The sequence below is a fragment of the Chryseobacterium sp. 7 genome (assembly GCF_003663845.1).
GTDB lineage: Bacteria > Bacteroidota > Bacteroidia > Flavobacteriales > Weeksellaceae > Chryseobacterium.
Genome location: NZ_RCCA01000001.1, coordinates 949,699 through 967,717 on the forward strand (window position 1 = coordinate 949,699; position 18,019 = coordinate 967,717).

Genomic DNA, 18,019 nt, shown 5'->3' on the forward strand with positions numbered 1-18,019 from the left:
AATTTTTAAAATTTATATCCTATTGATAATCTCCAGTTACGCGGAGCATTGTATATCCAGGCATACTCACCTCCATCTCCTCTGTATCCGCTGTACAGTTTTTTGTTAAGGACATTATTCAACATAAGATTAACATCGAATTTTTTAGCAACGTAGGAAACCCCGAAGTTGGTATCAAAATAATCTGGAAGGCTCTGATCTTTTGTTGCACTTACTCCAAACCAGGATTGTCTTCCTCCCTGATACTGATAACCCGCTGAAATTCCGAAACCTTTCATAAGACCATTTTCAAATCTATAGTTTACCCATGTATTTTGTACATTTTTAGCATTTCCCGGAGACTGAATTCCAATTCTTGTAGGGTCTGTGTCTTTAATGGTTTTTGCATCTGTATATGCATAGTTGATAATAATGTTCAACCCCTTGATGATTTCTCCTTTGATATCGGTTTCAAAACCTCTTGCTCTCTGTTCTCCTGAAGCCATCTGAAAAGGAACACCTCCATTTTGTTCTTTAGGCCCTGCTACAAGGATATTTTGTCTTCTGATCTCATATACGGCAAAAGTAGAGTTCCATTTTCCTCCGAACCAGTCTTTCTTTAATCCAAATTCAATATTCTGTCCTTTGAAAGGATCTGTAATAGAAGTAGAATTGATTCCTGTTCCGGATTGAGGTACGAAGGTTTTATCATAAATACCATAAGCAGAGAAGTTTTCATTAATTGAATAACTGATTCCTACTCTAGGGGTAAATTCTCCTGCTTTATTTTTAGGAACCACATTTCCTGGCGAATAATACGGATAACCGGCATATGTGGTACCGCTTGTGTATCTTCCTGCTAATGTTAATCTTAACTTGTTATTAAACATTTCAATCTGATCCTGAGCATAATACGAAGTATATTTTACCCCTTCATCATCATAAAATGGAGCAGAAGAGTTTAAAGTGTAAAAATCAGCAGAAGGAAGCTTGGAAGGATCTACACCATACTGAACATTATAAATGTCAATTGGGAATGGCCCTCCGGCAAAAGATGAAAAGTCAGCATTATATTTTCTGTCTCCATAATCGAATCCAGCAATAATTTTATGTACAATATTCCCAGTATTAAGAGTACCTCTTAAATACGTCTGGAAAATATGATTTTTTCCTTTGGCCTGCCAGTTACTTACTGTTCTGTTTAAAACATTCTTATTGTTTGGATCAAAAGTTCCCCACCATGAACCACCGTCATAATTAAGGTCCATATAAGCATACTGTGTGCTCCAAACCCAGTCTTTGAAAAGCTTTTGGTCTAAGCTTAAGAATAAACTCTGATCTTTTACTTCAGTTTTTTTGAAGTTCGGATCATTAAAGTTGGTATGTACATTCAGTGAAGCGTATCCGTCGTTAGACATCAGGTAAGCTCCCGGCTGATTGAATTTTAAATACTGATAGTTGTATTGCGCCGTAAATGTTGTGGTCTTTGTAGGTCTGAAAGTAATGGAAGGAGCAACAATAATTTTGCTTGTTTTATCATTTTCCACCCATGAATTGTTGGAACTTCCCATTAAGTTGATACGGTAATCTAAAACACCGTCTTTTACTAGAACTCCATCCAGATCAGCTTCTCCTCTGAAAAGATTATAGCTTCCTGTTGTGAAACGTACACTGTTGGCAAACTTTCCGGTAGGTTTTTTAGTTACCACATTATAAAATCCTGCCGGATCTCCCATAGAACCCATAAATCCTGCCGGACCTTTTACAAACTCTATTCTGTCAATAATAGAAGCATCAGGGTTTATAGGCCCCCAGGTAGAGGAAACATTCATCCCGTTCATGAAAGTGGCAATACTGGCACCTCTCATGAAGACATTAGAGTACACGTTATCCCAGTGTTCTACTTTTCTTGCACCACTTATGTTACGGACAATTCCTTCAGACATGTTCAATGTAAGCTGGTCTGCTAGAACCTGAGAGCTTATAGATTGTACATTCTGAGGAAGCTCAAGAATTGGGGTTTGTATTCTTAACGAACCTGAAACCTCATTGAGCTTGTACTTCTGATAATACCTTCCGCTAACAACTACTTCTTCAATATCATTGGATTTGATGGTGTCTTTTTTTTCCTGTGCAAAACTTAACATGGAAGTTAATAATGCAGCTCCTATTGTTATTCTTTTCATTGTTTATAAGGGGAATAAATTATTCTAACAGTTTAAAATTTATAAGTGAAGCTTCCTAATACGTTAGCCAGCGCCTGAGCATTAGCTGTGGTATATCCACTCCAGTAATGCTCGTTGGTAAAGTTGTCTACTTTTACCCCGATTCTGAATTTTTTCGTATCGTAAAATGCGTTAGCATTCAGTACCAGATATTTTGGAAGGATGAAAGTACCCATGGTTGTAGAGTTTACGATCTTGTTGTCACTTGCATAGTTTCCGCCAACCCCGAATCCAAGTCCTTTTAATTTTCCGTCAAGGAACTGGTAGCTTGCATTGAAGTTAACCAACCATGGAGATGATGCCGTAGCAGGCCTTCTTCCGATTACCGTTTCATCAGCTTCGGTATATTTCATATCGTTGTAGCTTACTCCCGCGATCAAAGAGAATCCTTTGATCAGATAAGCATTTGCTTCCAGTTCTACTCCCTGGCTTCTTAATAAACCTGCCTGGTTTTGTACTGCCTGTCCAGTTCCTGTCATTTCACCTGTATTAAGAAGGGTATTTTTTACCTGAATATTATAGTAGCTTAAAGTTGTGGTAACTCTTCCTTTGATAAGGTTTGTTTTGATACCACCTTCAAACTGATTGGCTTTTTCAGGGGTAGAAAGCGTTACATTTCCGGTTTTGTCAGAAGTATAATATCCATTAACAGTAAAGCTGTTCTGATAATTTCCGAATACAGATAATTTTTCAGGAAGAATTTGATAAACTAGGCCAAATTTTGGTGACCATGCTCCCTGTTTGTATTCAGCTGTTTTATTTTGTCCTACCTGGCCGCCTCTGTAGTTATTCGTTTCGTATCGTACCGAAGTAAGAATGTTAAGGCCGGTTATAGGAGTAATTACGTTGGAAATATAACCACTGTAAGTGTCTTTTTTACCAGCACTTACATAGGTATTGTTTTTTTCAAAATCAGGCTGATTTCTCAGATTGTCATATAGTGCTCCCAATGTCTGCCCGTTCATATTGGTATAGTCTGTACCTGTGAACGGAACCCAGTCAAAGTTGGTAAACATAAAGTATTGATTGTCATTCAATCTCATATAATCGAAACCTGCTACTGTTCTGTTTCTTACACTTCCGATATTGAAATCAAAATTGAAGTTCTGCTGAACCTGAAAATACGTTCTTTTGCTGTCTTTAGTCGACTGGTCAGCTCTTACTACCCCCAATTCTGTATCTGTAGGAATTCCTGTTACCATACCTTTCGGAGCAAAGTAGAAGTATGGATTAAATCCATCTGAGTAAGAATATGAAGTACTTACATTTGTAGAGGATTTGATATGTTCATTAATCTTATAGTTAACCTGTCCAAAGAAGTTTCTTGCTCTACCAACAGTTTTAAGACCTTCACCTGTATATGATTGCTTATAGTTATAACCTAGCTTTTCCAATTTATCCATGCTGTCTGCGCCAAGCTGTGCACTCGGAACATAAAAGAAGAAAGCTGTTTCAGGATATGAATTGGTTTCAAACATTTCCAGTTCAGCATTGATCTCTAAATTATCCGTAGGACGGTAAGTAATAGATGGAGTAAATGCATAGAAAGAATTCTTTGCATTGGTTCTCTGGAAAGTTCCCTGGTTTGTATAAGCAGTATTTAATCTGAATAATAATTTTTTATCTTTAGTAAGCGGAGTATTTACATCTGCCTGTACTCTGTAGTAGTTATAGCTTCCACCGGCCAATGAAACAGCACCTGCAAAAGTTTCAAATGGCTTTTTAGTGACTCTGTTTACCACTCCACCATAAGAAGTCACATTACTTCCGAATAATGTTGCAGAAGGACCTTTTAAAACTTCAATTCTCTCCACGTTAATGGCATCCATAGAAGTAGTAATAGGTGCTACCATTCCATTTCTGATAGAGTTTCCGGCCACAAAACCTCTTAAATTAAGATAAATACCTCCATCTCCGGCTCTGTTTGTAGCGCTCCACATTTTCTGTGCACCTGCCACATTTCTGAAAGCATCATCTACGGTAAATAACAATTGGTTTTCCAGCACTCCTTTGTCAATGGAAGAATATACCTGGGGGTCTTCTATAGCCTTCAAAGGCATTTTGTTAGAGTATTCACTGTCTTTCTTGACATATGTATTGATAATTACTTCATCAATGCTTTTAGTGGTTAATGAATCTTTTTTTTGGGCAGAAACCAGCATTGTTCCAAGAGCGGAAGCACAGATCAGTACATTTTTCATGAAGCAGTCAAATTTTTTGCAAATATATTATTTTTAAGTATTCTAAATAAATAATAAGATTGATATTTATCATAAATTATAATATGTTAAATAACAAAAAACCGCTCTAGCCAGTGCCAGAGCGGTTTTTATATGATTTTATTAAAATTTTCTTAAGCCGGGATTTCTCCTTTGTATAAGAAAGAAATAATTTCTTTGTTTAGTTTGTCAATCATTTCACTGAATAAGTGGAAAGATTCCTGCTTATAGATTACCAGTGGATCTTTCTGCTCGTAAACAGCTCCTTGAGAAGATCTTCTTAAGTCGTCCATTTCACGAAGGTGAAGTTTCCAGTTTTCATCAATAATTGATAACGTGATGTTCTTTTCAAAATCGTTCACTAAGCTTTCACACTGAGTATCGTAAGCTTCTTTAAGATCAGCTACAATAGTCATAGTTTTGTGTCCGTCTGTGAAAGGAACCTGAATCATTTTGAACATAGAACCTTGATTTTGATATACATTCTCAATAATTGGGAATGATTTTTCTTTCAATAGGTTCAGCTTCATTCTGTAATCTTCCTGAGCGGCCTTGAATAAGATATTCGTAAGATCCTGAACATTTTTATTATTAAAATCACTTTGAGAAACCGGAGATTCCATTGTGAATGTCTTAATGATTTCGTATTCAAAATCTTTATAATTTCCTGAAGCTTTTCCTTTCGCAACGATAGAATTGGCAACATCGAAAATCATATTCGTGATGTCATATTTCAAGTGATCTCCGAATAGAGCATTCTTTCTTCTCTTGTAGATTACGTCACGTTGTTTGTTCATTACGTCATCGTACTCAAGAAGTCTCTTTCTTGTTCCGAAGTTGTTTTCTTCCACTTTTTTCTGAGCTCTTTCAATAGACTTGCTAATCATAGAGTGCTGAATTACTTCACCTTCTTTATGACCCATTCTGTCCATCATTTTAGCAATTCTTTCAGAACCGAACAAACGCATTAAGTTATCTTCAAGAGATACATAGAACTGAGAACTTCCCGGATCTCCCTGACGTCCCGCTCTACCTCTTAACTGTCTGTCAACACGTCTTGAATCGTGTCTTTCTGTACCAATGATCGCTAAACCTCCAGCTTCTTTTACTTCTTTAGAAAGCTTAATATCGGTACCACGACCTGCCATGTTGGTTGCAATGGTTACAACTCCCGGCTGTCCAGCTCCAGCTACGATCTCTGCTTCTTTCTTGTGAAGCTTCGCGTTTAGTACCTGGTGTTGAATCTTTCTTAACTGAAGTGCTTTTGATAATAATTGAGAAATTTCAACAGAAGTAGTACCTACCAGTACAGGTCTTTTCTGTGCTGTTAATTTTTCAATTTCTTCAATTACAGCATTGTATTTTTCTCTATTGGTTTTGAAAACCAAATCTTGTTTATCATTTCTTAAGATCGGACGGTTGGTAGGAATTACTACAACGTCTAATTTGTAGATTTCCCAAAGCTCACCAGCTTCAGTTTCAGCAGTACCGGTCATCCCCGCAAGTTTGTTGTACATACGGAAATAATTCTGAAGTGTAATGGTTGCAAAAGTTTGAGTAGCAGCCTCAATTTTTACATTTTCTTTAGCCTCAATCGCCTGGTGAAGACCGTCTGAATAACGACGTCCCTCCATGATACGACCTGTCTGCTCATCAACGATTTTTACTTCACCATCAATCACTACATACTCATCATCTTTTTCAAATAATGTGTACGCTTTCAATAGTTGGCTCATGGTGTGAACACGCTCAGATTTTTCAGCAAAATCAGAGAAAAGTCTTTCTTTAGCTTCAAACTCTTCTTCTTTAGAAAGGTTTTTAGCTTCTAATTCAGCAATCTCAGTTCCGATATCCGGAAGTACAAAGAAGTTTGAATCTGAGTTTCCTTGAGACATGTATTCAACACCTTTGTCTGTAAGGTCTACCTGATTATTTTTTTCTTCAATTACGAAGTAAAGATCTTTATCTACAATCGGCATATCACGGTTGTTGTCCTGCATATACTGCGCTTCAACTTTCTGAAGCAATGCTCTGTTTCCGCTTTCCGATAAGAATTTGATTAATTGTCTGTTTTTTGGAAGACCTCTGTATGCCTGAAGCAATTTGAATCCACCTTCTTTTGTATTTCCTGCAGCGATTAATTTTTTCGCTTCATTGAAAATAGCAGATACTGTTTTCTTTTGTACATCAACAATTCTGTCGATTGATGGCTTAAGAACATCAAACTCTTGTCTGTCTCCCTGTGGAACCGGACCAGAAATGATCAATGGTGTTCTTGCATCATCTACCAATACAGAGTCAACTTCATCCACGATAGCAAAGTTTAATTCTCTTTGTACCAGTTCTGAAGGTGATGTTACCATGTTATCTCTCAGATAATCGAAACCGAATTCATTATTCGTTCCGTAAGTAATATCTGAGTTATATGCTTTTCTTCTTCCGTCTGAGTTCGGCTGGTGGTTATCGATACAATCAATAGACATTCCGTGGAACTGATAAAGAGGACCCATCCATGCGGAGTCTCTTTTTGCAAGGTAATCGTTCACGGTTACAACGTGTACTCCTCTTTCCGGAAGTGAATTTAAGTAAATAGGTAATGTTCCTACCAAAGTTTTACCTTCACCGGTTGCCATTTCGGCAATTTTACCGCTGTGAAGAATAACCCCTCCGATAAACTGAACATCATAGTGGACCATATCCCAAACTACAGGAGTTCCGGCAGCGTCCCATGAGTTTTTCCAAACAGCTGTGTCTCCCTGAATGCTAACGAAATCTTTTCCTGCAGCAGCCAGTTCTCTGTCCCAATCACTTGCAGTTACACGGATTTCTCCATTCTGAGCCCATCTTCTTGCGGTTTCTTTGATCAATGCAAAAGCTTCGGGAAGAACCTGAATCAGAACTTTTTCTTCAATTTCGTATGATTCTTTTTTAAGAGACTCAATTTTTGTAAAAAGAGCTTCTTTTTCGTCAACGTTGGTTGAATTTTTTATCTGCTCTTTTATCTGTTCTATTTGAGCTGTAATCTTGCTGGTTGCAGATTTTATATTCTCTTTAAACTCAGCCGTTTTTTGTCTCAACCCATCATCCGACAATTGTTGAATGTTAGGTTCTACAGCTCTGATTTTTGTTACAACTTTTTTTACTTCTTTTAGGTCCTGCGCTTTCTTGTCTCCCAAAAACCCTTTAAGAACTTTGTTTAAAAAACTCATAAATTTTTTGCTTTATGCTTAATGCAAAATGCTTTAAGCGTTTTAAATAACACTTATCGTGTAAATTAATATATAAAAAGGGCAAAAAAGCTCTAAGCACGCAGCCTAAAGCTTATCGCTTTATTAATATTCGTCCTCGTTCCAAAGGAAATCTTCGTCAGTAGGATAGTCACTCCATACCTCTTCGATAGATTCATAAATCTCTCCTTCGTCTTCAATAGCCTGAAGGTTTTCTACTACTTCCATAGGTGCACCAGTTCTGATTGCGTAGTCAATAAGCTCTGCTTTTGTCATTGGCCAAGGTGCGTCACTTAAATATGAAGCTAATTCTAATGTCCAGTACATAATTTTCTAATTTTTTGCAAAAGTATAAAAATAGGTTGTATAATAAACTTTTTTATACTTGATTTTCAATTCTTTTTATAATTTTTTCTTATAAATGGCTGTTACAAACTGGCTGGCAGCTGTGTCAGCAATTTACTTATTGTCGTTTTCTCAAAAACCATTCCACAAATTTTTTTATGCCATTTTGGAAGTCTGTGGCCGGTTTATAGCCTATTAAACCCATTGCTTTGGTAATATCGGCATTCGTTTTTGTGACATCTCCCGGCTGCATTGGCAGAATTTTTTTGTTGGCAGTTTTTCCGAGTGCCATTTCTATAGTATTTACCATTTCAGATAAAGTAATTACCTGGTTTTCGCCCAGATTAAGGATTTCATACACTCCGGAATGAGTTTCCAGATAAAGGATAGACTTGGTAATACCGTCAATAATATCATCTATATAAGTATAATCTCTGGCTGTGCTTCCGTCCCCATAGAAAGGGATTTTCTGATCTGCCGAAATAAGTTTTACAAATTTGTGTATGGCAAGGTCTGGTCTCTGTCTTGGCCCATATACGGTGAAGAATCTAAGTTGAATGATATCTATATTATATAATGAATGGTAAACATGGCCCATAATCTCACCGCTTTTTTTGGTAGCAGCATAGGGTGAAATAGGATTGTCTACATTATCTGTTTCTGAAAAAGGAATTTTTTCATTGTTTCCATAAACGCTTGAAGAGGAGGCGCAGATAAATTTTTTAATATTGAAATCTTTACACAACTCCCAAAGATTCATCGTACCGCGTACATTCACTTCTTCATATTCTAAAGGGCGCTCAATGGAAGGGCGTACGCCGGCAAGTGCTGCCAGATGCACCACCATGTCAATAGAATGATTCTTGAAAATATCTTCTAAGCCTTTTTTATCCCTGATGTCCTGCCAATAGAGGGAATATTGATCAGAATGAGTGAGGGAAACCAAACGCGGGATATCAGTCTCTTTATTCGAGAATTCAAAATCCGAATTTTTACCAATTGACTCTAAAGTATTTTTAATCTTTACCTGATAGTCATAGAAATCATCAAAATTGTCAATGTTTATGACAGAATGTCCATTTCTTAATAATCGCTCAATTAAATGGGAACCGATGAACCCACTGCCGCCTGTGATGAGATAAACCATTTGTATTTTTTATTAGTGCAAAAATATAAATTTTACTTTTGAAAAATATAATCATTAAATTTACTTAAAAAAGTAATATAAATATAATATGCAGTTTCAAGGGCAAATTTTAAAAATGACAAGCTATGATGCCAAGCCAGTTCAGTATTACCTCAATCTTTCAGGAGATTTGATCCACATGAATGAGCTGTTTGGAAAGGAGTTAAGCATCAAACATACCGGATTTCAATGTGTAAATTGTGGACTCAATAAGCCTATTTATAGAATGGGATTCTGCAAAAGCTGTTTTTTCGAAAGCCCATATGCAAGTGATACGATTATCCGTCCGGAACTTTCTACCGCACATTTAGGAATCGCAGAACGTGATCTTGAAGTTGAAAAACAAATTCAGCTGCAGCCACACACTGTTTATCTGGCATATACCGGAGATGTGAAGGTGGGAGTTACCAGAAATACACAAATTCCTACAAGATGGATCGATCAGGGTGCGACTTTTGCATTGCCTATTGCAAGAACAGAGAACCGCTATGAAGCCGGAATGATAGAAGTTGCTTTAAAAGAACATCTGCCGGATAAAACCAATTGGAGAAAAATGCTTCAGGATGATTTTGAAGGAGAAATAGATCTTGCTGATTTCAGACAGAAGATTAAAGAATATTTTCCTGATGATTTTCAGAAATTCTATAGTGAAGGAGAAGAATTGTGGGCGTTTGATTATCCTTTTGAGAAACCTGAGAAAGTAAATTCATTTACTTTAGACAAAAAGCCGGAATTTACAGGAAGGCTTACAGGGATCAAAGGGCAGTATCTTGGGTTTGAAGGCGGAAATTTCATCAATGTAAGAGGACACGAAGGATATATGATAGAAGTTGAAATAAAAAACTGATCTATAAACTAAGTAAGAACCAAATCATAAAATATGAAAAAATGGGTTAAAAGGCTATTGATAACTTTCGGAATCCTGGCAGGAATTCTTCTGGCTGCGAATTTCGGACTGAATATATGGCTTAAAACCCAACTTTCTGAATATATAAAAAAGAATACCGCTTATAAAGTCTCCTACAAAACCCTGGATGTAGATTTAGGAACAGGAAATATCTTTGCAACAGGAATCTCAGTTAACAGTAAAGATCCACAAAATACAGACGTTATTGGTCTGCAGGGAACGATTGACACGTTGAAGATAAGCCGTTTCGGGATTTATGATGCTGTTTTTAATAAAAGAATCAGCTCATCTGATCTGGTGCTGGCAAAACCGGATTTAAATATTATTCTGGCAAAGCCCCATGATCGCAAAGCCGGAAAGAAAAAAAATCCGTTCTTAATTGAGAATATCAGGGTCAATAATGGTAAATTTGCGGTTTTCAAGCATACTAAACAAAAATTTGTATCCGTACAGAAGCTGGATTTGTTGGTAGAAAATCTGCAGATGACGGAAGAATCTACAGAAGATCAATTACCTATCGAATTTGACAGCTACAGTATCAAAGGAGAAAAATTCTTTTTGCGTCCTGAAGAAACATATGCCATCACAATAAGTGAAGTGAATACCACAGACGGACAAATGTCCGTTGAAAATTTCAGATTAACTCCGCTTCTCTCTTTTGCCCAGTTTAAAAAGTTTTACCCTAAAGAATCTCAGCTGCTTGATTGTAATATTCCCAAAATGGGATTCAAAGATATATCGCTGAAGAAAAATAAAGTATCACTTACTAACGCAGATTTTCAAAATCCCACTTTTACAATATATAATACAGGTATAAAAGCCAAAAAGAATGATAAAAAGTCAAATTTTGAGATAGATTTAAAAAGTTTTAAGCTGAATAATGCCGTAGTTAAGGTCAATAAACCAGATGGAAATAACTTCTTGTCTGTTGGTGCTCTGAGTTTAAAAATTGATGAGCTGATGTTTAATAAGGAAACATCAGAACAGGTTTTTCCTTTCGGGTATAAAGATTTTCTGCTTTCCGGAAGAGATATTGTATATTCCAATCATCAGAATATTGCCGTAAGAAGTCTGGCTTTGAAGCCTACAAATGGTGAAATTCTGGATGTTGTATTGACACCGGGGACTTCCATCGCTGAAAAATCAACGATAAATTTAAAAACAGATCAAATTGCTTTTAATATCAATAAACTGGAATTTGTTGATAAAAAACTGAACTTGGATGTCAAAGATGTTCTTGTAAATCATGTAAACGGAACCATTAAAGCAGGAGATAAGAAACAGAATAAAACTTCTGAGCAAGGGATTATACAATCTCTTATTGTAAGGAAAATGTCTTTGAAAAATTCAAATGTTGTGTACGACAATGGCAGACAGCCTTTAGCCTTCCATGATCTGAATGCTACGGCCAATAATATTGAATTATTGCCCAAACCCAACCAGCCAGGACTTTCCTTTAAAGTAAAAGACTATTATGTTACTACCAGAAATTTCTCTTACAAAACGCAATTTTACAACATGAGCCTAGGGCTTCTGAAGCTCAATAAGAATAAAGTACAGGTCAATAATTTCGCTATGAAACCTCTCGTTTCAAGAGCTCAGTTTATCAAAATGATACCTGTTGAAAGAGATTTGTATGATTTGAAAGCCGGACAAATAACTGCAGAAGGCGAGTGGGATCTCTTTTCTCAAAATAAAATGATAAACGCTTCCCATGTAGGCATTGAATCTGCGGATGCCAATATTTTCAGGAGTAAAATTCCGAAAGACGACCCAAAAATCAAGGCTCTGTATTCAAAAATGCTGCGTTCTATTAAAATTCCGATGACAATTAATAATCTTGATCTGAAAAATTCAGTATTAGTATACGAAGAAGATACTCCGGAAAGTATGGGGCCGGGAAAATTGACATTCAGCAACTTTAATATGAATGTCAAAAACCTGAATTCTGCCAAAATAAAAGGAAAACCCACAAAAGTGAACATTAAGATCAATTGTTCGTTTATGAATCTCTCGCCGCTTTCTGTGAACTGGAGCTTTGATGTGGCTGATCAGAATGATAGGTTTGCAATTTCCGGGAAAACAACCAATCTTCCGGCCAGCGGAATAAATCCTTTTATCAGGCCCTATCTTCATGTGACGGCTACAGCAGGAACCATTCAGGAAATGCTTTTTAATTTTAAAGGAAATCCTGCCGGATTACACGGATCCTTTAATCTTAAACATAAAGATCTGAAAATTGCAGTTTTAAATAAAAATAATCATGAGAAAAAAGGCTTTCTGACGGCTGTAGCGAATATTTTCATAAAATCGGATTCAGGAAATTACCCGGAATCTGTTGCTGTAGAAAATGTAGAACGTGATCCAACAAAGTCTTTCTTCAATCTCTTCTGGAAAGGAATTGAGCAGGGATTAAAGAAAACACTGATTGGTGCCAATGTAGAAAAAACAGAAAAGAAAGTGAAAAATGCAGTTTCTTCCGTGAAAGAAATGAAACAGTCTGTAAAAGAAATAAAGCAGGAGATCAAAAATAAAACCACCAAACCAGAAGAAGAGAAAAAAGAAAAGAAAGGTTTTCTGAACAATATATTTAAGAAAAAGGAAAAATCTGAAGAATAACTCTTTAAACCATTAAGATAGAATCAAGATTGCAGATGCTTAAAAACAAATGATTTTCAATTAAAATCGCCTTAATGGTTTAAAAAATTAATATAGAAAAGATGGAATTGGTTAGAAATTGAATTCATCACTTTCCAATACAGGAATGTCTCTCAGAAACTTATCAAACTCTTCTCCCGGATAATTGCTGTCTGCCCCGTAAGAATCTATGATCATTCCACGGTTTCCGGCATTATCTTTTACCACATAAAGCACTGCATTGTCATCAGGATTACTGTCACCCTCGAAACGATAAGTCTTTAGAATTACCAACTCATCGGGCTGATAAATTTTGTCCGAATTTTCAAACTTCATTTCGCACTTTTCATTCATCCTGAATTCTCTTTGTATTCCTCTGCCAGAAAGGGTTTTCATAACTTCGCTTAAAGTTGTCATTGCATCAAAATTCTCTGAATTTTCCATAATACTATTTTTGTTGTTAAGTACAATAATTAAACCATTGCAATTTCTAAATATAAGAAAAATAGCAGATTGTAATTTCCCTAAAAATAAAGTTTAATGTTAACAAAATTTATAATTTAAAAAAATAAAATAGGTATACTTTTTGCAATGGTATTCATATAAATCAAAGAAAATATGAAAAAAGAAGTTGGAGTTTTACTGGCAGGGGGAGTTGGTCTTTTGGCAGTATTAAGTTTAATTAGCATTAAAAAAATTTTGACAAAAAAAGATAAAAAATATAGTGATTCCTATTCGGATTATCACAGACACTTTGATGAAAAGAACCACGATGACGAAACACACGGAGTGGAATTTTACGCAATGAAGTAGTAAAAAAATATATTTAATTATGTTTAAATCCAACACTTTTGAAAGTGTTGGATTTTTTTGTGGAAAACTTTAATGTTAAAACTTATTATTTTATAAAAATTCCATTCTAATTTTACACCAGAATGCAAAACGAAAATTTCATAAAAGGTCAGGGAGCTCAGCGGAACGTTGTCAATCGTTTCGACCGATATACCTTTGAGCCGGAAGATGAAGATTTCGAAACCGTAAAGACCTCTTTCACCGAAGTTTTTCCTAAAACCATTGTCAATCAGGTTAAAAGCGAAGACCTGCCTATGGAATATTCCATGAATCCTTATCAGGGATGTGAACACGGCTGTTCATACTGTTTTGCAAGACCCACCCACGAGTATTGGGGCTATAGTGCGGGGATTGATTTTGAGAGAAAAATCATGGTAAAGAAAAATGCACCCGAATTATTGGAGAAATTTTTTCAAAAAAGAGGCTACAAAGCTGCCCCTATTTTATTATCTGGAAATACAGACTGCTATCAACCTGCCGAAAGGCAATTTGAAATTACCAGAAAATTACTGCAGGTTTGTCTGGATTACAGACATCCTGTCAATGTTCTGACCAAAAATGCACTCGTCTTAAGAGATCTGGATATTTTAAAACCTATGGCAGAACAAAATCTGGTTTCCGTTTCCTTAAGCATTCCAACTATCAATGAAGAACTGCGGCGAAAAATGGAGCCGAGAACAAGCTCTGCAAAGAATAAATTAAAAGCAGTTGAAATCCTTTCCAAAAACAACATTCCTGTTCATGTCATGGTCGCTCCCATCATTCCGGGACTCAACAGTGATGAGCCATTGAATATACTAAAAGCCATTTCCGATGCAGGAGCACTGGGGTTTGGATATACCCTTGTGAGATTAAATGATACGGTAGAACCTGTTTTTGTAAATTGGATTGAATCCCATTTTCCGGACAGGGCACAGAAAGTCTTAAATCTTATCCGCTCTATGAGAGGTGGAAAATTAGGTGATAAAAGATATTTTGAAAGACAAAAAGGAGAGGGGAACATTGCGGAAATGATTCACACCACCTTTAAGATTGGCAGAAAGAAGTTTTTTGAAGGTAAGGAATTTCCAAAACTTTCAACCTCCAACTTCACCGGAACCCGTGATCAGCAATTAAGATTGTTTGATTAATCACGACTTTGAAGTAGAAATAATACTCTTTATTATAATATATAGTATAAGTGAGATTCTTTTTTCAGGATTATTATATTAATGATTTTTCAAAAGTGAGATTACTCAACATTCATCATATGTATAGGAATAGCTATAACCCTTCTATATTAAAACTCTCCGACGCTCCAACTCTCGAACATTTTCAGGAGCTTTATCCTGCTATCCATTCATACTCCTCGCGCCTGCGCTTTGCCACGCTCAATCCTTCGGGCTTTCCAATGCAAGCTGTGGGGTAACCATTTCTATCAGGGCTAGGGGAGGATCAATTATAAATTATAAATTATGAATTATAAATGATGAATGATGATGATATTGAGTTTTCAGGTTATTATTATCAATATTATTTCATCGGCTTATTCTTTATATTCAAGACGATTTTCTGTTCTCACCAAAAATTATCACTGCTTTATATATTAGCTGTATCATGATCTGTGTAAATCTGTGTAATCCGTGGTTATTAAAAATATTCACCCCAACTTATCCTTTCTATATAAAAGCTATAAAATGGAAGTTTTCTAGAAAGATGTCTACTATTATATATTATATATAGGTATACCTTCCATTACCCATTACCCATTACCCATTACCCATTACCCATTACCCATTACCCATGAAAATCCCCTCCCACGCTCAGACTCTCCCGCTCTCCCACCCACCTTTCCCTGCATTCCAAACAAATGTTTAAAATTTTTCTCTCTGCGTTCCAGGGTCTTAGGGCTAAATATTACGGGAAGGTGAAATTTATGTTAAATAAAGTTGCTTGGTGTGTGGTAAGTTTCTATCTTTGCCCCACTGAAAAACGAAAGAGATTCGGTAGCGCAGAAGAGCTTTTAGATAAGCAAAAACAGTATTACTTCCAAAAGAATCAGACGAAAAAAAACTTGAAAATTTTTCAAAAAAAAGTTGCCAGTTAAAAAAGAGTTTGTATCTTTGCAGTCCCAATTAGAGGGAGCGCAGGAGTGAAGAGATTGAGGTTATGAGAGGGATTAAGGTTACTAAAAAAACTTTAAAATTTTCTTTCAAAACATTTGGTCATTACGAAATAAAGTTTTACTTTTGCACTCGCAAATACGGAGCGACACTGACAGAGAGATTGCTTCGTTACAAAGCGGAAGAAGAAAAGATCATTGACATACAATATAACAACCAAGTAAGGAAAAACTAAAGCGTTAAAAACTTTGAGTGAGTCAGACAAACATACAATGGAGAGTTTGATCCTGGCTCAGGATGAACGCTAGCGGGAGGCCTAACACATGCAAGCCGAGCGGTAGAGTTTCTTCGGAAACTTGAGAGCGGCGTACGGGTGCGGAACACGTGTGCAACCTGCCTTTATCAGGGGGATAGCCTTTCGAAAGGAAGATTAATACCCCATAATATTTAGAATGGCATCATTTTAAATTGAAAACTCCGGTGGATAGAGATGGGCACGCGCAAGATTAGATAGTTGGTGAGGTAACGGCTCACCAAGTCTGCGATCTTTAGGGGGCCTGAGAGGGTGATCCCCCACACTGGTACTGAGACACGGACCAGACTCCTACGGGAGGCAGCAGTGAGGAATATTGGACAATGGGTGCGAGCCTGATCCAGCCATCCCGCGTGAAGGACGACGGCCCTATGGGTTGTAAACTTCTTTTGTATAGGGATAAACCTACCCTCGTGAGGGTAGCTGAAGGTACTATACGAATAAGCACCGGCTAACTCCGTGCCAGCAGCCGCGGTAATACGGAGGGTGCAAGCGTTATCCGGATTTATTGGGTTTAAAGGGTCCGTAGGCGGATCTGTAAGTCAGTGGTGAAATCTCACAGCTTAACTGTGAAACTGCCATTGATACTGCAGGTCTTGAGTGTTGTTGAAGTAGCTGGAATAAGTAGTGTAGCGGTGAAATGCATAGATATTACTTAGAACACCAATTGCGAAGGCAGGTTACTAAGCAACAACTGACGCTGATGGACGAAAGCGTGGGGAGCGAACAGGATTAGATACCCTGGTAGTCCACGCCGTAAACGATGCTAACTCGTTTTTGGATTTTCGGATTCAGAGACTAAGCGAAAGTGATAAGTTAGCCACCTGGGGAGTACGTTCGCAAGAATGAAACTCAAAGGAATTGACGGGGGCCCGCACAAGCGGTGGATTATGTGGTTTAATTCGATGATACGCGAGGAACCTTACCAAGGCTTAAATGGGAAATGACAGGTTTAGAAATAGACTTTTCTTCGGACATTTTTCAAGGTGCTGCATGGTTGTCGTCAGCTCGTGCCGTGAGGTGTTAGGTTAAGTCCTGCAACGAGCGCAACCCCTGTCACTAGTTGCCATCATTAAGTTGGGGACTCTAGTGAGACTGCCTACGCAAGTAGAGAGGAAGGTGGGGATGACGTCAAATCATCACGGCCCTTACGCCTTGGGCCACACACGTAATACAATGGCCGGTACAGAGGGCAGCTACACAGCGATGTGATGCAAATCTCGAAAGCCGGTCTCAGTTCGGATTGGAGTCTGCAACTCGACTCTATGAAGCTGGAATCGCTAGTAATCGCGCATCAGCCATGGCGCGGTGAATACGTTCCCGGGCCTTGTACACACCGCCCGTCAAGCCATGGAAGTCTGGGGTACCTGAAGTCGGTGACCGTAACAGGAGCTGCCTAGGGTAAAACAGGTAACTAGGGCTAAGTCGTAACAAGGTAGCCGTACCGGAAGGTGCGGCTGGAACATCTCATTTTAGAGCGTCTTATGACGTTAAACAAAATCAGTACGCAAGTACATATACTTACTTAAAGTATAGCTTTAGTTTTTTGTTTGGTTGGTTTATAAGTAAAAAGGTAAAAGTGAAAAGAGCCAAGTAATTGGATCTTAAAAAATTACTCATTACCCATTACTTATAGATATATAAAAAATAAAACCCACTAGAAATTAGTATAGGGAAGAGATACAAGAGCCCAGAGCCAAGAACCAAGACGAATGAAAGTTTTGTATCTAGCATCTAGGATCTATAAGTCTAAACAGACAGTCTCGTAGCTCAGCTGGTTAGAGCGCTACACTGATAATGTAGAGGTCGGCAGTTCGAGCCTGCCCGAGACTACTAATTGAAAAAGACGGGAAGATAAAAGAGCCAAGAGCCAAGACTACCAAGTAAAAAGTCTTGAATCTAGCATCTTGAATCTCTTAGTCTACTAGCGGGGAATTAGCTCAGCTGGCTAGAGCGCCTGCCTTGCACGCAGGAGGTCAAGGGTTCGACTCCCTTATTCTCCACAGTTTTGGAAGATTGATTTAAAA

At 37.4% G+C, this 18,019-nt stretch carries 10 protein-coding genes, 2 tRNA genes and 1 rRNA gene; 7 read left to right on the forward strand and 6 right to left on the reverse strand.

The features are described 5' to 3' along the window. Positions 1-5: 5 nt before the first annotated feature. The 5 genes from CLU97_RS04450 to CLU97_RS04470 form a co-directional block, all read right to left on the reverse strand. On the reverse strand, positions 6-2,165 hold the full coding sequence (locus CLU97_RS04450) for a TonB-dependent siderophore receptor (protein WP_121486870.1): 2,160 nt from the start codon (positions 2,163-2,165) through the stop codon (positions 6-8). A gap of 32 nt (positions 2,166-2,197) precedes the next feature. Beyond that, positions 2,198-4,405 (reverse strand): TonB-dependent siderophore receptor, encoded by a 2,208-nt coding sequence (locus CLU97_RS04455; protein WP_121486871.1) that lies wholly within the window; start codon positions 4,403-4,405, stop codon positions 2,198-2,200. 152 nt (positions 4,406-4,557) lie between these two features. Continuing rightward, positions 4,558-7,632, reverse strand: a complete 3,075-nt coding sequence (gene secA / locus CLU97_RS04460) for a preprotein translocase subunit SecA (protein ID WP_121486872.1) — start codon at positions 7,630-7,632, stop codon at positions 4,558-4,560. A gap of 123 nt (positions 7,633-7,755) precedes the next feature. Further along, positions 7,756-7,977 (reverse strand): DUF2795 domain-containing protein, encoded by a 222-nt coding sequence (locus CLU97_RS04465; RefSeq protein ID WP_002662059.1) that lies wholly within the window; start codon positions 7,975-7,977, stop codon positions 7,756-7,758. A gap of 136 nt (positions 7,978-8,113) precedes the next feature. After that, positions 8,114-9,142, reverse strand: coding sequence for a GDP-mannose 4,6-dehydratase (locus CLU97_RS04470; RefSeq protein ID WP_121486873.1), 1,029 nt, complete (start codon positions 9,140-9,142; stop codon positions 8,114-8,116). A gap of 88 nt (positions 9,143-9,230) precedes the next feature. On the opposite strand from CLU97_RS04470, the gene CLU97_RS04475 reads away from it, so the two are divergent. After that, complete coding sequence (locus CLU97_RS04475; protein WP_121486874.1) at positions 9,231-10,028, forward strand: DUF2797 domain-containing protein; 798 nt, start codon at positions 9,231-9,233, stop codon at positions 10,026-10,028. Positions 10,029-10,061: 33 nt separating this feature from the next. Beyond that, a complete protein-coding gene (locus tag CLU97_RS04480; protein ID WP_121486875.1) occupies positions 10,062-12,707 on the forward strand; it encodes a hypothetical protein in 2,646 nt (881 codons plus the stop codon). Between the two features lie 111 nt (positions 12,708-12,818). Here CLU97_RS04480 and CLU97_RS04485 read toward each other — a convergent pair whose 3' ends face one another. Beyond that, the gene (locus CLU97_RS04485) at positions 12,819-13,169 is read right to left on the reverse strand and encodes a hypothetical protein (RefSeq protein WP_121486876.1); all 351 of its coding nucleotides are present in this window, start codon (positions 13,167-13,169) and stop codon (positions 12,819-12,821) included. A 174-nt stretch (positions 13,170-13,343) separates the two neighbouring features. Between CLU97_RS04485 and CLU97_RS04490 the strand changes: the two genes are divergently transcribed. The 5 genes from CLU97_RS04490 to CLU97_RS04515 all read left to right on the forward strand — a co-directional run bounded on the left by CLU97_RS04490 (position 13,344) and on the right by CLU97_RS04515 (position 17,995). Then, the gene (locus tag CLU97_RS04490; protein WP_121486877.1) at positions 13,344-13,538 is read left to right on the forward strand and encodes a hypothetical protein; all 195 of its coding nucleotides are present in this window, start codon (positions 13,344-13,346) and stop codon (positions 13,536-13,538) included. 122 nt (positions 13,539-13,660) lie between these two features. After that, the gene (locus CLU97_RS04495; RefSeq protein ID WP_121486878.1) at positions 13,661-14,707 is read left to right on the forward strand and encodes a PA0069 family radical SAM protein; all 1,047 of its coding nucleotides are present in this window, start codon (positions 13,661-13,663) and stop codon (positions 14,705-14,707) included. 1,241 nt (positions 14,708-15,948) lie between these two features. Next, positions 15,949-17,465: ribosomal RNA gene (locus CLU97_RS04505) — 16S ribosomal RNA — on the forward strand. 286 nt (positions 17,466-17,751) lie between these two features. Continuing rightward, positions 17,752-17,825 (forward strand) — tRNA-Ile (locus CLU97_RS04510). A 96-nt stretch (positions 17,826-17,921) separates the two neighbouring features. Beyond that, positions 17,922-17,995: transfer RNA gene (locus CLU97_RS04515), tRNA-Ala, on the forward strand. Positions 17,996-18,019: the final 24 nt, after the last annotated feature.

Bases quoted from the DNA above. Each gene is read 5' to 3' on its own strand.
- CLU97_RS04450 (WP_121486870.1), bottom strand. From the start codon at position 2,165: ATGAAAAGAATAACAATAGGAGCTGCATTATTAACTTCCATGTTAAGT.
- CLU97_RS04455 (WP_121486871.1), bottom strand. From the start codon at position 4,405: ATGAAAAATGTACTGATCTGTGCTTCCGCTCTTGGAACAATGCTGGTT.
- secA (WP_121486872.1), bottom strand. From the start codon at position 7,632: ATGAGTTTTTTAAACAAAGTTCTTAAAGGGTTTTTGGGAGACAAGAAA.
- CLU97_RS04465 (WP_002662059.1), bottom strand. From the start codon at position 7,977: ATGTACTGGACATTAGAATTAGCTTCATATTTAAGTGACGCACCTTGG.
- CLU97_RS04470 (WP_121486873.1), bottom strand. From the start codon at position 9,142: ATGGTTTATCTCATCACAGGCGGCAGTGGGTTCATCGGTTCCCATTTA.
- CLU97_RS04475 (WP_121486874.1), top strand. From the start codon at position 9,231: ATGCAGTTTCAAGGGCAAATTTTAAAAATGACAAGCTATGATGCCAAG.
- CLU97_RS04480 (WP_121486875.1), top strand. From the start codon at position 10,062: ATGAAAAAATGGGTTAAAAGGCTATTGATAACTTTCGGAATCCTGGCA.
- CLU97_RS04485 (WP_121486876.1), bottom strand. From the start codon at position 13,169: ATGGAAAATTCAGAGAATTTTGATGCAATGACAACTTTAAGCGAAGTT.
- CLU97_RS04490 (WP_121486877.1), top strand. From the start codon at position 13,344: ATGAAAAAAGAAGTTGGAGTTTTACTGGCAGGGGGAGTTGGTCTTTTG.
- CLU97_RS04495 (WP_121486878.1), top strand. From the start codon at position 13,661: ATGCAAAACGAAAATTTCATAAAAGGTCAGGGAGCTCAGCGGAACGTT.